Source organism: Pseudomonas sp. FA-1 (genome assembly GCF_056856075.1).
The window spans coordinates 119359-133397 of the sequence record NZ_JBWXTH010000011.1; the positions used below are offsets into that span (position 1 = coordinate 119359).

The following is a 14039-nucleotide window of genomic DNA, read 5'->3' on the forward strand; positions in this document are numbered from 1 at the left end:
ATCCATGCCCCTGCCTCCCCGTTCCAAGCCGCGCCGCCCTTCGGCGCGGCCAGCCGGCCCGCGTCGCCAGCCCAAGGCGCCGCCGGCCGAGCCCCGCCTGATCCTGTTCAACAAGCCGTTCGACGTGCTGACCCAGTTCAGCGATGGCGAGGGGCGTGCGACGCTCAAGGACTACATCGATATCCCTGGCATCTACCCGGCCGGCCGTCTGGATCGCGACAGCGAAGGGTTGTTGCTGCTGACCAACGATGGCCGGTTGCAAGCGCGCATCGCCGACCCCAAGCACAAACTGCCCAAGACCTATTGGGTGCAAGTGGAGGGTGAGCCGAGCGAGGCGCAGTTGCAGCGTTTGCGCGAGGGCGTGGAGCTCAATGACGGGCCGACATTGCCAGCCGAGGCGCGCTTGCTCGACGAGCCTGCCCTGTGGCCGCGCAATCCGCCGGTGCGCTTTCGCAAGAGCGTGCCGACCCATTGGCTGGAGCTGGTGATACGCGAGGGGCGCAATCGCCAGGTACGGCGCATGACGGCAGCAGTGGGGTTGCCGACCTTGCGCCTGGTGCGGGTGCGCATTGGCGACTGGGCGTTGGATGGGCTGGAGCAAGGGTGCTGGCGGGAAGTGCCACCCAGGCTTTGAGGGGTAGGGCCCCATCGCCGGCAAGCCGGCCCCTACCTGCTCTGTGCCGTTTTCAGAGACACCGTCATACCTGTGGGAGCCGGCTTGCCGGCGATAGGGTCTGAGGCGCTACACCCCTTCGAGAAACCCCACCACCACGCTCTTGATGATGAACGCGAGCACGCCCAGGCCCAGCACGAAGAACAGGATCAGCGTGCCGAAGCGGCCTGCCTTGGATTTCTTCGCCAGGTCCCAGACGATGAAGCCCATGAAACCGATCAACACGGTGACGAGGATGATCATCATCCATTCTTCGAATACGGCGGGATCCATCAATATTCTCCAGGCAGGCTGAGCGTTCGAGTATACGCCGAGTGATCAGCGAAGGTGGGTCAGCGGCAGCTCGGTACTGGCCAGCACTTGGTTGAGCACGAAGCTCGAGCGCACGCTGGTGACGCCCTCGATGCGGGTCAGGCTGCCGAGCAGCAGTTTCTGGTAGTGGTCCATGTCCGGCACCACGACCTTGAGCTGGTAGTCAGCGTCCATCCCGGTGACCAGGCTGCATTCGAGTACTTGGGGCAGGCTGCGGATGGCCGCCTCGAAGGTCTCGAAGCGTTCGGGGGTATGGCGATCCATGCCGATCAGCACATAGGCGGTCAGGCTCAGGCCGAGCTTCTTGCGGTCCAGCAAGGCCACCTGGCGCGAGATGTAGCCGTCGTCTTCCAACTGCTTGACCCGCCGCGAGCAAGGGGAGGGGGACAGGCCGATGCGTTCGGCCAGTTCCTGGTTGGAAATGCGGGCGTCACGCTGCAATTCGGCGAGGATGCTCAGGTCGTAGCGGTCAAGCTTGCTCATGGATAAGGCCTTTTCTGTATGGATTGCTGCGAATTATCGATCCGAGGTTAAAAATTGCGCAAGTGCTATTTATCAGAGCAATCTTCGCAATCCTCTGCTGCGTCGAATCCGTATCTTTATCAACAGAATCACTGCCCGGACAACAGTCCACGGCGCCGGCCTCAGGAAGGCCGTCGCGGCCAGCCATCCAACAGGATCCGCCAGGCCCCCGGGCTACACACCGTCCAGAAGACGGCGTGAGGTGAGCCGGTGTCACAAGCGCCGAGCACGGACGACAATTCCCAAAGGGAGGCCGATGGCCTCCCTTTTTTCATGTCTGGATTTTCATCCGCCAGCCTGCGGGCACGGTAGACTGCTGGCAGATCCAGCGGTTTTCGAGAGGGCATCATGACGTCGCGCATTCGGCAATTGGCCGGTATTGGTTTGCTGGGGTTGGGTATCAGCCTGGGCACGTTGGCCCAAGAGCCCGGCCCGCAGGACCCCAATGGCGGCGCCATGGGCACTTCGCCACTGAATTCGCGGGACGAAGTGCGCCAGACCCAGCCACCTCGCCAGGGCTACTACCAGGATATTCCTCGGCGTGGTGGGCACTGGGACGCGGGCGGGCACGGGCAGCGCCCAGGCGGCGACTGGGCCGGACGCCCTGATGGCCATGGTGATGGCTGGGGGCCGGGGCCGCAGTACCGGCCGGGGCACAGGGTCGACCGATTCGCAGACCGCTACTGGAAGGTGCCCTACCAGGGGCAGGATTATTTCTATTCCGGCGGGTATTGGTACAGGCCCAACGGTGGCGGCTATATCGTGGTGACGCCACCCTACGGTGTGCGGGTGGGTTACCTGCCCAGCTATGCACGGGAGGTCTGGGTCGGGGATTCGCTGTTCTTCCTGGTGGCCGACAGCTATTACCAATACCTGGGCGGCGACCAGGGCTACGTAGTGGTCAACCCACCCAACATCCTGCCGCCACCGGGGCCGGCATTGGGCACCGGCTACGATGTGGTCGCCCACCCATTGTCCGGGCAGACACCCGCACAACAGGACCAAGACCGTTACCAGTGCCATCGCTGGGCCGTGCAGCAATCGGGGTTCGACCCGGCATCGGCATCTTCTGCCCCGCCGGTGCATGTGGCGGATGCCTATCACCGGGCCTTGGGGGCATGCCTGAGCGACCGGGGCTACAGCGTGAACTGACGCGCCAGCTATACCGGGTCGGCGTGCACCATCACATCCGCCTGTGGATAACGCTGGCGGATCGCCTCGGAGGCCTTCACGCACAGCGCGTGGGCCTCGTGCAGAGCCAGCTCGCCTGGCAGCTCCAGGTGCAACTGGACGAACCAGCGGTTACCCGAGACCCGCGTACGCAGGTCGTGTGCACCCCTTACCCCAGGTATGGCGCATACCAGCTCGAGCATGCGTTCGCCGATGTCGGCGGGCAGTTCCTTGTCCATCAGGATCGCGGTGCTTTCGCGCGCAATTTGCACCGCACTCCACAAGATGTAGACGGCGATGCCCAGGCCGAACAAGGCATCGAGTTGTGGCCAGCCGAAGCGGGCCAGCACCAGGGCCAGCAGGATGCTGCCGTTGAGCAGCAGGTCGGAGCGATAGTGCAGCGAGTCGGCGCGCACCGCCGTGGAGCCGGTGGCGTGGATCACCTTGCGCTGGAAGGCCAGCAGGGCCAGGGTCAGCATCAGCGACAATACCATCACGGCGATACCGGCGGCGGTGTCGCCCAAGGGCTGTGGCGTTTTCAGCCGCTCGACCGCCTGCACGCCGATCAACACCGCGCTGACGCCGATGAACAGCGCCTGGGCCATACCGGCCAGTGCTTCGGCCTTACCGTGGCCGAAGCGGTGGTCATCGTCGGCCGGGCGCAAGGCGTAATGCACCGCGAGCAGGTTGAGGAAGGAAGCGACCGCATCGAGCGCCGAGTCGGTCAGGCCGGCCAGCAAGCTGACCGAACCGCTCAGCCACCAGGCCACGGCCTTGCTCAGTACCAGCAGGCTGGCCACGGCCAGAGAGGCGCGGGTGGCCAGGCGCAGCAGGCGTTGGTGTTCGGCGCTGGAAGTCATGCCGGGCAGGTGTTCCCTTCGATCAGGCGGCTGGGGCCAGGCCGTAGGCGGCCAGTTGTTCGACGCTGCCACGGTGCTGGATCAGCCGTGGGTCGGTCAGTGGCAGGCGCTGGCCCAGTTCGCTTTCGAGGATAGCCTGCAGCTTGGCGTTGTCGACCTGGCCATCGGCCTTGATGGCGGGCTTGAGCTTGGCCGGGTCGACATGTGCGGTGGTGCCGCCCGGGTAGTAGATGGCACCGGTGGCGAAGTCTACGCCGAAGGCGATCAGCCCCGGGATGACGTAGAAGAGGATACCGATGGCGTCCAGGGCAGCGACCACCGGGTCGATCTTGCCTTCGATCTGGCCGCGGCGGTCCGGGTAGAAGATGGTGCCGCAGGCGGTGAGCTGGGCCAGCAACGTGGCGATGAGGGCGCCACCGATGATGCGGGAGTGGATGCGCATGTGAATCTCCGAAACGGTAACCCGAAGGAGCAGGCCAAACGCCAGCTCCTGTTGTTCAGACCATGATAAGCCAGGCGTGGTTCGCCGTTATACTCGGACCTCTGTTCGAGGACCACCATGATTTCATTACCAATCGATGCCGTATTGCCCGCCTTGCGCCAGGCCCTGGCCGAGCGCGACGAAGCCGTGCTCGAGGCGCCGCCCGGCGCCGGCAAGACCACCCGCGTACCCCTGGCCCTGCTCGACGAGCCGTGGTTGGCCGGTCAGACCATCCTGATGCTCGAGCCCCGTCGCCTGGCCGCCCGCGCGGCCGCCGAGCGCCTGGCCAGTGAGCTGGGCGAAAAGGTCGGTGAAACCGTGGGCTACCGCATCCGCCTGGACAGCAAGGTCGGCCCCACGACACGTATCGAAGTGGTCACCGAAGGCATCCTCACCCGCCGCTTGCAGGCCGACCCTGCGCTGGAGGGGGTGGGGCTGGTGATCTTCGACGAATTCCATGAACGCAGCCTGGACGCAGACCTGGCTTTGGCGCTGAGCCTCAATGGCCGGGAACTGCTGCGTGACGAGCCGCCGCTGAAGATCCTGCTGATGTCCGCCACCCTGGAGGGCGAGCGGCTGTCGCGCTTGCTCGACGATGCCCCGGTGGTGAGCAGCGAAGGGCGCATGCACCCTGTGGATATTCGCTGGAGCAGGCCGTATCAGCCAGGTGAGTTCGTCGAGCCGCGGGTGGTCGATTGCGTGCTCCAGGCTTTGGCCGAACAGCCCGGCAGCCTGCTGTTGTTTCTGCCGGGCCAGGCTGAGATTCGGCGGGTCCACCAGTCGCTGCAAGAGGCCTTGGGCGAGTGCGCGGATGTGCTGCTTTGCCCATTGCATGGCGAACTCGACCTCAATGCCCAGCGCGCCGCCATCGAGCCTGCACCCAAGGGCCTGCGCAAGGTGGTGCTGGCCACCAACATCGCCGAGACCAGTCTCACCATCGACGGTGTACGCGTGGTCATCGACGCCGGGCTGGCGCGTGTGCCTCGGTTCGATCCCGGCAGCGGCATGACGCGCCTGGAGACCCAGCGTATTTCTCGCGCCAGCGCCACCCAGCGCGCCGGCCGTGCCGGGCGCCTGGAGCCGGGCGTGTGCTATCGCCTGTGGTCCGAGGCCCAGCATGACCAGCTGGCGGCCCATGGCAGCGCCGAGATCCTCCAGGCCGATCTGGCGGGCCTGGCTTTGCAACTGGCGCGCTGGGGTGTCTGGCCCGATCAGTTGCGCTGGCTGGATGCACCGCCGAGCGCTGCCCATGCCCAGGCCTGCGACTTGCTCGCCCGGTTGGGGGCGTTCAAGCCTGGCAGCCGTGAGCACTTGAGCGAACATGGCCAGGCCATGGCCGAACTGCCTGCGCACCCGCGCATTGCCCATCTGTTGTTGCGTGGCCAGGCACTGGGCCTGGCCGACATGGCGTGCGATGTGGCCGCGCTGCTGGGTGAGCGCGACATTCTGCGCGGGGCTGGCGCTGACCTGCACAGCCGGCTGGCCCTGCTCAGCGGCGAAACCAAGGCGGCCCGTGGCGGCCCAGGGGGCGTACAGCGCGTCCGGCAACTGGCGCGCCAGTACCGTGGCCTGCTGCGCGGCGAGCGTGGCGCGGCTGTCGCCGATGTGGATCACCCACGCTGGTTGGGCGCATTGCTGGCGCTGGCCTATCCCGACCGGATTGCCCAGCAGCGGCGCGAGGGTGGCGCTGAGTACCGGTTGGCCAATGGACGTGCGGCGCTGTTCGCCGAGGTGGATGCACTGATGAAGTGCCCATGGCTGGTAATCGCGGACCTGGGTAGCCGTCAGGGGCAGCGCGAGGAGCGCATCTACCTGGCCGCCGAGTTCTATCCGAGCCTGTTCGAGGGGGCGCTGGCCGAGCAGGTGGAAACACTCGATATCCTGGACTGGGACGAACGCGAGCAGGTGCTGCGCGCCGAGCGCCAGCGCAAGGTCGGCGAGCTGGTGCTCAGCCGCGAACCCTTGCCGGAGCTGAATGACGAAGCCCGTGCCAAGGCGTTGCTGGGCCTGGTGCGACGCAAGGGCTTGAACCTGCTGAGCTGGACACCCGAACTGCGTCAATGGCAGGCACGAATAGCACTGTTGCGTCAGTTGGACATGAACAAGGACGGCCACAGCGAGTGGCCCGATCTGAGCGACGAGGCCCTGCTCGCCAGCCTGGAGAGCTGGCTGCAGCCGTATTTGGGCAAGGTGTCTCGCCTCAGCCACTTTGCCCAACTGGACCTGCCGTCGATCTTGCGCAACCTGTTGCCTTGGCCGCTTCCCCAGCGCCTGGAGGAGTTGGCTCCTGCGCACCTGACGGTTCCATCCGGCTCGAGCATTCGCCTGGACTACAGCGAGAATCCGCCGATCCTCGCTGTGCGTTTGCAGGAATTGTTCGGGTTGGCCGACACGCCGCGCATCGCCCAGGGGCGCCAACAGGTCAAGCTCCACCTGCTGTCACCGGCGCGCCGCCCGGTGCAGGTGACCCAGGATCTCGCCAACTTCTGGCGCACCACCTACGCCGAGGTGAAGAAGGACCTCAAGGGTCGCTATCCCAAGCACTATTGGCCCGATGACCCGCTCGTGGCCGAAGCCACGGCGAGGGCCAAGCCCAGAGGTACCTGATGATTCCAGGGTTGCCGAGGGGGCAATTCATCCGGCTGTCACTGCTGTCGGGTGATCAGGAATGTCGTGTCGTCTCCGTCTTGCACGCAGAGGTAGATTTGATTACTGCGTGCAAGTTTCACGGTGTGTCCCAAGTGATCACGGATTCGGCAACGTAGCGTGTCCTGAGTCCACTCCAGCGGCTCGAGTTTCAATAGGTCAACCTTCGCATCACCTCGGTAGAGGCCAAGGTAGCCATTGCGGCTGATCTCGACTTGGCTGTTGCTGTTGCTGCCAGTGCCTTTTATGCGGACGTACAGGCGGTTGGGGGTTTGGGAGTCGAACAGAATTTTGAAGGTCGTGGGCGTCCCGCCTCCAGCGATGAGCCAGTTTTCTTCGAGACTGGAACCTTCGCTCAGGCGTACGGGGGATTGTGGAGGGCGATCTTGGATGTCTAGCTCCTCAAAAGGGTTCACCTCTGCCCAGTAGTTACCGGTCCAGTACATTGGAGTCACATAACAGTGTATGTGGGCATCGAAAGACCCAGCTGTTGCGATCCAGTTCGTGAGGTTGTCGGTCATGAAAATACTCCGCCGTTCTGTTGAATAGAGGCTTGTGGTCCACGAACAGAACACTAACCAGGCGTCGAACTGGGGCGAAGTTGGAGGCTTTTCCGTGCTTAACGCTCAGAAACCTGACGCGATGCAAGGCGAATCACTGGCCGACAGGCGGCACTTCAGGAGGGTCTTGGCGCTGTTGTCCGGCTCCTGCAACAGGATGGCATCCTGCGTTTGGGCACGGGCCAGGCGGGTGCCGTCGAGGGCGAAGAGGTGGGCCGAGAGGGAACATTTGTCCCGCTCAGCCCGCTGTAGAAGAGAGCGCAGCCGCCGGCGCAGCAGATTGCAGCGGCTCCTGAGAGCGTGCGCTCGTTGATGCTCAGGCGAGTGCGTCGTTTTCCAGCAGCATGAACAGGCGGTACAGCACCACACTGCTGAACAGTTGCAGGAAGCCGCTGAGGCTGTCCAGCGCCAGTTGCACACCCGGCTGCGGCTCGGGGAAGGCCATCAGCAGCAGGCCGTCGAGCAGCCACAGCGGAGCCAGTACGGCGAGCATGCAGATCAGGATGCGCATGAAGTGCCCGGTGGTCATCCGGGCGCTCTCGCGCATGGCCTGTACCACCGGCAGGCCACGCAGCACCAGCAGGTACTCGGCGAACACCAGGTTGATCATGATCCACACGCCCGGGAAGATGAACAGCGCCAGGCCCGCCATGATCAGCAGCGAGCTGATGAGGATCAGCAGGGCCAGGGCCGGCCACAGCTGCACGGCGCGGGCGAACAGGTTGCGCTTGGCAACGTCCTGGCCGTTGCTGCGGGTGTCCATGTAAAGAATAAGGGCGGCGCTGTACAGCGGGTAGAACAGCATGCTGACCAGCATGCCGTAGGCCGTGGAGGCCTCGTCGCCCAACTGGCGGTACAGCAATTGGGTGCACAGGGCCTCGGCCGCGACCAAGGGCAGGCAGAGCTGAATGATGTTCAGCAGGTGGCGGCGGAAGAAGTACAGGGAGTCGCGCAGGACGCTCAGCGGATTCATCGGGTCTATATCGCATGGCAGAAAAAGCAGGGCGTAACTTTAGCCCAGTCCGTCGCTCGCTGAAAAAAGTTTCACCCTTTGGTTGATTGATTCCATCGCCCGCGACCCCCATCTTTGACGCTATCCGATGTTCGCCCTGTGCACGAGGTAGCCAATGAATACTGAAGAGCAAACCCTGATCGATGGCCTGTTCGGCCGCATCAAGCAAGCCGAGGACGCAGGCCAGGCCCGCGACGCCCAGGCGCAATCGCGCATCGAGGAACACCTGCGCCAGCAGCCGGCAGCGCCGTACTACATGACCCAGGCAATCCTGGTCCAGGAGGCCGCGATCAAGCGTCTGGACGAGCAGAACAAGCAGCTCGAGGCCGAACTCAAGCAGGCCCGAGCACAAGCGGAGACGAGCCGCAGCGGTAGTGGTGGCGGGGGCTTCCTGTCGGGGCTGTTCGGTGGCGGGGCGCGCGAGGCCGCGCCGGCGCCCCAACCCCAGCGCCCGACCGCGCCCGTGGCCTCCGGTGGCGGTTGGCGCGAGCCGTCGGCGCCAGGCTTCGGCCAACGCCAGCAGCCTGCCTTCAATGCCGCGCCGGCGCGCAGTGGCGCCAGCAGCTTCCTGGGCGGTGCCATGCAGACGGCCGCCGGTGTGGCCGGTGGCGTGCTGCTGGCACAAGGCATCAGCAGCTTGTTCAACCATGGCTCCCAGCCCGAGGAAGTGGTCGAGGTGATCAAGGAAGAACCGGCGCCGGCCAGCGACAACGGCGGCTGGACCGACCAGGGCGGCCAACCCCAGGTGGCCGACAACGGCGACTACGGCTACGACCAAGGCTTTGCGGACAGCGACTACGGCAGCGATGGCGGTGGCTTCTTCTCTGACGACGACACCTTCGTCTGACGCCTCTGGCATACTGGCGCGCATTGGGGCTGCTGCCGTGCGGCCCCGTTCACGCAGCCAGAGAGGTCAGGGTGAAGAAGATCGCGTTGTTCGCCGATGTGCAGAACCTCTACTACACCGTGCGCCAGGTGCATGGCTGCCACTTCGACTACGCCGCGCTCTGGGCCGATGTCAGTCGCCAGGGGCAGATCGTCGAGGCGGTGGCCTATGCCATCGACCGTGGTGACAGCAAGCAACAACAGTTCCAGCAGATCCTGCGTAACCTGGGCTTCGAGGTGCGGCTCAAACCGTTCATCCAACGCAGCGATGGCTCGGCCAAGGGGGACTGGGATGTGGGTATCACCCTGGATGTGATCGACGCCGCCAGCCGGGTCGACCAGGTGGTGCTGGCCTCTGGCGATGGCGACTTTGATCTACTGATGGAGCGGGCCAACCAGCGTCATGGCGTCGAGACGGTGGTCTATGGGGTGCCTGGGCTTACCGCGCTGTCGTTGATTCGCGCGGCCAGCCGGTACGTGCCGATCGAGGGGCAGCTGTTGCTGCGCCATTGACAGGCCGGTGGGCGCTCCCACAGGGGAGATGTGCGCCTCAGCCCTTCCTCCCGTTGCCCTCTAGCTGCCCAAGCGGCACCCGCCGCTCCACGGCGCTGGAAAGAATGATCGAGGTCTTGCTGAAGCCCAGCTGCGACACTTGGTTGATCAATGCCTCCAGCTCATTCATCGACCCCACGGCCGCCTGCATGATCACGCAGGGGTCGCCCGTCACCCGATGGCATTCGGTGAGCTGCGGGATCCGCGTCAGCGCGTCGTAGGCCTGCTGGTTGCCGTGGCTGGCCAGGCGCAATTCGATCACGCACTGGATCGGCAGGCCGATCTTCTCCAGATCGACCTTGGCGGTGTAGCCGGTGATCACGCCGCTGGCCTCGAGCTTGGCCACCCGCTCGGCCACCGCCGGTGCGGACAGATTCACTTGGCGAGCCAGTTGCGCGTAGGTGGCCCGGCCGTTTTCCAGCAGGGCGGCGAGTAGCATGCGGTCGTACTTATCCATGGTGGTTCCTGGCTGCCATGCAATCCACGGCTAAGCCCTCGCATAACCGTTCATTGCAAAGTGTATTGGTCATTTAAAGCCGTTTTGTAACTTAAGTTTGCGCGAAGCCCTTTCTAAACTAAGTCACCCGTAAACGGATTTCGAGTGTTTTCCCATGCCTGCGTCCCGTCCTGCCCCGTTGCTGCTCATCGGCGCCTTCCTCGCCCTCTACCTGGTCTGGGGCTCCACTTACCTGTTCATTCGGATCGGCGTCGAGTCCTGGCCGCCGATGCTCATGGCCGGGGTGCGTTTCGTCATCGCCGGCAGCCTGCTGTATGGCTTCCTGCGCTGGCGGGGCGTACCCGCGCCGACCTGGCCGCAATGGCGTGCGGCGGGGGCGATCGGCTTCTTGCTGCTCAGTTGCGGCAATGGCGGTGTGACCCTGGCCGAGCATGCCGGAGTGGCGTCGGGTGTCGCCGCGTTGGCGGTGGCGACGGTGCCGCTGTTCACCCTGGTGTTCGGCTTGCTGTTCGGGCATCGCAATTCGCGCCTGGAGTGGGCGGGCATCGCGCTTGGCCTGGTGGGTATCGGCTTGCTCAACCTGGGCTCCAACCTGCAGGCCAGCCCCATGGGTGCGGCCCTGATCCTGTTCGCTGCGGCGGCCTGGGCCTTTGGCTCGGTATGGAGCAAGAGCCTGCCATTACCCCAGGGAGCCATGGCCAGCGCTGCCGAAATGCTGGTCGGTGGGGCCGCGCTGTTGATCGGCAGCGCGGTCAGCGGCGAGCGCCTGGTGCAGATGCCGACCGCCGCGGGCTGGGGCGCGTTGGCGTACCTGGTGTTCTTCGGTTCGATCCTGGCGTTCAGCTCCTACATGTACCTGCTCAAGCATGTGCGCCCGGCGGCGGCCACCAGCTATGCGTATGTCAACCCGGCGGTGGCGGTGTTGTTGGGTATCGTCTTCGCGGGCGAACGGATCGGTGCCGAGGAATGCGTGGCGATGGCGGTGATCATCGGGGCGGTGGTGCTGATCGGCCTGCCGCAGTGGCGCAAGGCGCCTGAGCAGCCGGCGCCGTTGAAGGGCGAAATGTGCAAGTAGGGTGGGGTGTTGCGGTAAACTGCCGCCTTCGCTGAACCCCCTGATGGTATCTCCATGAATTTCGCCAAACTCGGCCTGATCGAACCGCTGTTGCGCACCCTGCAGCAGCTGGACTACACCACTCCGACCCCGGTCCAGGCCCAGGCCATTCCCGCCGTACTGGCCGGCCGCGACCTGATGGCCGCAGCCCAGACCGGCACCGGCAAGACCGCCGGTTTCGCCTTGCCGGTCCTGCAGCGCCTGGCCCTGGAAGGGGAAAAGGTGCAGAGCAATTCGATTCGTGCCCTGGTGCTGGTGCCGACCCGCGAACTGGCCGAGCAGGTTCATGCCAACGTTCGTGAGTACGCCGAAAACCTGCCGGTGAGCACCTACGCGGTGTACGGCGGGGTCAGCCTCAACCCGCAGATGATGCGCCTGCGTCGAGGCGTCGACCTGCTGGTGGCCACCCCTGGCCGCCTGCTCGATCTGTTCCGCCAGAACGCCGTCAAGTTCGGCCAGGTGCAGGTGCTGGTGCTCGACGAGGCCGACCGCATGCTCGACCTGGGCTTCGCCGAAGAGCTGCAGGCGGTGTATGCCGCCTTGCCGCGCAAGCGCCAGACACTGCTGTTCTCCGCGACCTTCTCCGACCAGATCCGCATGCTCGCGGGCCTGGCCTTGAACGACCCGCTGAGCATCGAGGTCAGCCCGCGCAACACCACCGCCAGCACCGTGAAGCAGTGGCTGGTGCCGGTGGACAAGAAGCGCAAGGCCGACCTGTTCTGCCATTTGCTGCGCAAGCAGCGCTGGAAGCAGGTGCTGGTGTTCGCCAAGACGCGCAACGGCGTCGACCAGTTGGTGGAGCGGCTGCTGGGCGAGGGCGTCAACGCCGACGGTATCCATGGCGATCGCCCGCAGGCCACCCGCCAGCGCGCCCTGGACAGCTTCAAGGCGCGCGAGATCCAGGTGCTGGTGGCCACCGATGTCGCCGCTCGGGGCCTGGATATCGACGACTTGCCATTGGTGGTCAACCTCGACCTGCCGATCGTGGCCGAAGACTACGTGCACCGTATCGGCCGCACGGGCCGGGCGGGCAACAAGGGCGAGGCGATCTCGCTGGTATGTGCGGATGAAGTGCAGCTGCTGGCGGCGATCGAGACGCTGATTCGCCAGACGCTGCCGCGCCATGAAGAGCCGGACTTCATCCCCGATCACCGGGTGCCGCTGACCGATGCCAATGGTCAGGTGCTGAAGAAGCCGAAGAAACCCAAGAAACCGAAGGAGAGCAGCGCCAAGCGTGGGTTGGGGCGCTGGATGGACAGTGCCGAGGCGAGTTTTTCGGAGCCTGCGGTCAAGCCGGTGCGCAAGGTGCCGAGCTTCAACAGCGGGCCGCGTAAGCGTAAGCCTTGAGATTTTGGGGGCCGCTGTGCGGCCCAATCGCGGGACAAGCCCGCTCCTACACGGTCTTTGTGGGAGCGGGCTTGTCCCGCGATTGGGCTGCAAGGCAGCCCCCTATCAGCGACGCCGCTCCAGCCATGCCACGGCCGCCTTGCCCGCTCGCAACCCGCTGGCAAAGCAGGCGGTCAGCAGGTAGCCGCCGGTCGGCGCCTCCCAATCCAGCATTTCCCCCGCGCAAAATACGCCAGGCACCTGCTTGAGCATCAACCCTTCATCCACCCCTTCGAAACGCACGCCACCGGCGCTGCTGATCGCCTCGTCCAAGGGCCGCGTGCGCACCAGTTCGATCGGCAGGGCCTTGATTGCCTTGGCCAGCGAGGTGGGGTTGGCGAAGGTTGCCTGGTCGGTCAGCTCACGCAGCAATGCCGCCTTGACTCCGTCGATCCCCAACTGGCCCTGCAGGTGCTTGGCCATGGAACGGGACCCACGTGGCTTGGCCAGGGCCTGGGCAACTTTATCCACAGGCCGGTCCGGCAGCAGGTCGAGCAGCAACGTGGCCCGGCCGTCGCGGTGGATGGCCTCGCGCACTGCTGCGGACCATGCATAGACGAGGCTGCCTTCGACGCCCTGGACGGTGAGGATGAATTCACCCTTGCGCGGCGTACTGCCCGGCACGCTCAGGGCAATATTCTTCAGCGGCGCGCCCGCGAACTTCTCCTTGAGCAGCGCGCTCCATCCTTCCACTTCGAAGCCGCAGTTGCTTGGCCGCAGCGGCGAGATATCCACACCCCGTTCGGCCAGCAGCGGCTGCCAGCTACCATCTGAACCCAGGCGTGCCCAGCTGCCGCCCCCGAGCGCCAGTACCACGGCATCGGCGTGCAGGCGCAGCTCGCCCTGTGGATAAGCGATCCGCAAGGTGCCGTCATCGTTCCAGCCCAGCCAGCGGTGGCGGGTGTGGATAACCACACCGCTGTCGCGCAGACGCTTGAGCCAGGCGCGCAGCAGCGGCGCGGCTTTCATGTCGCGGGGGAACACCCGCCCGGACGTGCCGACGAAGGTCTCGATGCCCAGGCCGTGGATCCACTGGCGCAAGGCGTCGGCATCCAGGTCGCGAAGCAGGGCGTCGATTTCGTTACGACGCTCGGCGTAGCGCGAAACGAAGGCTGGGTAAGGTTCGGAATGGGTGATGTTCATGCCGCCCACGCCGGCCAGCAGGAACTTGCGGCCCACCGACGGCATGGCATCGAACACCTGCACGGCCATGCCAGCGCCTGCCAGTGCCTCGGCGGCCATCAGGCCGGCGGGACCGCCGCCAATGACAGCGACCAGGGGAGGGGAGGCGGAGCGTTGGCTGGGCATGGGCGATTTCAGGCTGTGGAAAAGAGCCGGCATTCTACCCCAGGCGGGCCCAGGGAAACACTGCACAAAAAATAACCAATGCTTTGCAGATCAGGCAGTTA

At 65.1% G+C, this 14039-nt stretch carries 15 protein-coding genes; 7 read left to right on the top strand and 8 right to left on the bottom strand.

The features are described 5' to 3' along the window. Positions 1-4: 4 nt before the first annotated feature. Positions 5-634, top strand: a complete 630-nt coding sequence (locus AC1MHZ_RS19535; protein WP_084855527.1) for a pseudouridine synthase — start codon at positions 5-7, stop codon at positions 632-634. Between the two features lie 108 nt (positions 635-742). Here AC1MHZ_RS19535 and AC1MHZ_RS19540 read toward each other — a convergent pair whose 3' ends face one another. Both AC1MHZ_RS19540 and AC1MHZ_RS19545 read right to left on the bottom strand, forming a co-directional pair. After that, on the bottom strand, positions 743-946 hold the full coding sequence (locus AC1MHZ_RS19540) for a DUF2788 domain-containing protein (protein WP_013974331.1): 204 nt from the start codon (positions 944-946) through the stop codon (positions 743-745). A gap of 45 nt (positions 947-991) precedes the next feature. Beyond that, complete coding sequence (locus tag AC1MHZ_RS19545) at positions 992-1468, bottom strand: Lrp/AsnC family transcriptional regulator (RefSeq protein ID WP_011535815.1); 477 nt, start codon at positions 1466-1468, stop codon at positions 992-994. Between the two features lie 387 nt (positions 1469-1855). Here AC1MHZ_RS19545 and AC1MHZ_RS19550 point away from each other — a divergent pair, with 387 nt between their 5' ends. After that, the gene (locus AC1MHZ_RS19550) at positions 1856-2659 is read left to right on the top strand and encodes a DUF6515 family protein (RefSeq protein ID WP_084855526.1); all 804 of its coding nucleotides are present in this window, start codon (positions 1856-1858) and stop codon (positions 2657-2659) included. Positions 2660-2667: 8 nt separating this feature from the next. Here the strand turns inward: AC1MHZ_RS19550 and AC1MHZ_RS19555 are convergent, their stop codons facing one another. Together AC1MHZ_RS19555 and AC1MHZ_RS19560 are read right to left on the bottom strand one after the other, a co-directional pair. After that, complete coding sequence (locus tag AC1MHZ_RS19555) at positions 2668-3537, bottom strand: cation diffusion facilitator family transporter (RefSeq protein WP_482966803.1); 870 nt, start codon at positions 3535-3537, stop codon at positions 2668-2670. 22 nt (positions 3538-3559) lie between these two features. Next, positions 3560-3979 carry a polyribonucleotide nucleotidyltransferase gene (locus AC1MHZ_RS19560; RefSeq protein WP_084855524.1) on the bottom strand — a complete coding sequence of 140 codons (420 nt, stop codon included), beginning with the start codon at positions 3977-3979 and terminating at the stop codon, positions 3560-3562. 117 nt (positions 3980-4096) lie between these two features. Here AC1MHZ_RS19560 and hrpB point away from each other — a divergent pair, with 117 nt between their 5' ends. Continuing rightward, positions 4097-6625, top strand: coding sequence for an ATP-dependent helicase HrpB (gene hrpB, locus AC1MHZ_RS19565; protein ID WP_482966804.1), 2529 nt, complete (start codon positions 4097-4099; stop codon positions 6623-6625). 38 nt (positions 6626-6663) lie between these two features. Here the strand turns inward: hrpB and AC1MHZ_RS19570 are convergent, their stop codons facing one another. Together AC1MHZ_RS19570 and AC1MHZ_RS19575 are read right to left on the bottom strand one after the other, a co-directional pair. Next, the gene (locus AC1MHZ_RS19570; protein ID WP_084855522.1) at positions 6664-7185 is read right to left on the bottom strand and encodes a hypothetical protein; all 522 of its coding nucleotides are present in this window, start codon (positions 7183-7185) and stop codon (positions 6664-6666) included. Positions 7186-7540: 355 nt separating this feature from the next. After that, positions 7541-8197 (bottom strand): YciC family protein, encoded by a 657-nt coding sequence (locus AC1MHZ_RS19575; RefSeq protein ID WP_084855521.1) that lies wholly within the window; start codon positions 8195-8197, stop codon positions 7541-7543. Between the two features lie 154 nt (positions 8198-8351). Between AC1MHZ_RS19575 and AC1MHZ_RS19580 the strand changes: the two genes are divergently transcribed. Both AC1MHZ_RS19580 and AC1MHZ_RS19585 read left to right on the top strand, forming a co-directional pair. Continuing rightward, positions 8352-9083 carry a DUF2076 domain-containing protein gene (locus tag AC1MHZ_RS19580; RefSeq protein ID WP_482966805.1) on the top strand — a complete coding sequence of 244 codons (732 nt, stop codon included), beginning with the start codon at positions 8352-8354 and terminating at the stop codon, positions 9081-9083. 71 nt (positions 9084-9154) lie between these two features. Further along, entirely contained in the window at positions 9155-9634 is a 480-nt protein-coding gene (locus tag AC1MHZ_RS19585) for an NYN domain-containing protein (protein WP_084855519.1), read from the top strand. Between the two features lie 37 nt (positions 9635-9671). On the opposite strand, the gene AC1MHZ_RS19590 is transcribed toward AC1MHZ_RS19585, so the two are convergent. After that, positions 9672-10130: an Lrp/AsnC family transcriptional regulator gene (locus tag AC1MHZ_RS19590; protein WP_084855518.1), complete on the bottom strand. Its 459-nt coding sequence runs from the start codon at positions 10128-10130 to the stop codon at positions 9672-9674. A 154-nt stretch (positions 10131-10284) separates the two neighbouring features. On the opposite strand from AC1MHZ_RS19590, the gene yedA reads away from it, so the two are divergent. Beyond that, on the top strand, positions 10285-11205 hold the full coding sequence (yedA, locus tag AC1MHZ_RS19595; RefSeq protein ID WP_084855517.1) for a drug/metabolite exporter YedA: 921 nt from the start codon (positions 10285-10287) through the stop codon (positions 11203-11205). A gap of 54 nt (positions 11206-11259) precedes the next feature. After that, positions 11260-12591, top strand: a complete 1332-nt coding sequence (gene rhlE1, locus AC1MHZ_RS19600) for an RNA helicase RhlE1 (RefSeq protein WP_084855516.1) — start codon at positions 11260-11262, stop codon at positions 12589-12591. A gap of 105 nt (positions 12592-12696) precedes the next feature. On the opposite strand, the gene AC1MHZ_RS19605 is transcribed toward rhlE1, so the two are convergent. Continuing rightward, positions 12697-13938 (bottom strand): TIGR03862 family flavoprotein, encoded by a 1242-nt coding sequence (locus AC1MHZ_RS19605; protein WP_482966806.1) that lies wholly within the window; start codon positions 13936-13938, stop codon positions 12697-12699. Between the last annotated feature and the right edge of the window lie 101 nt (positions 13939-14039).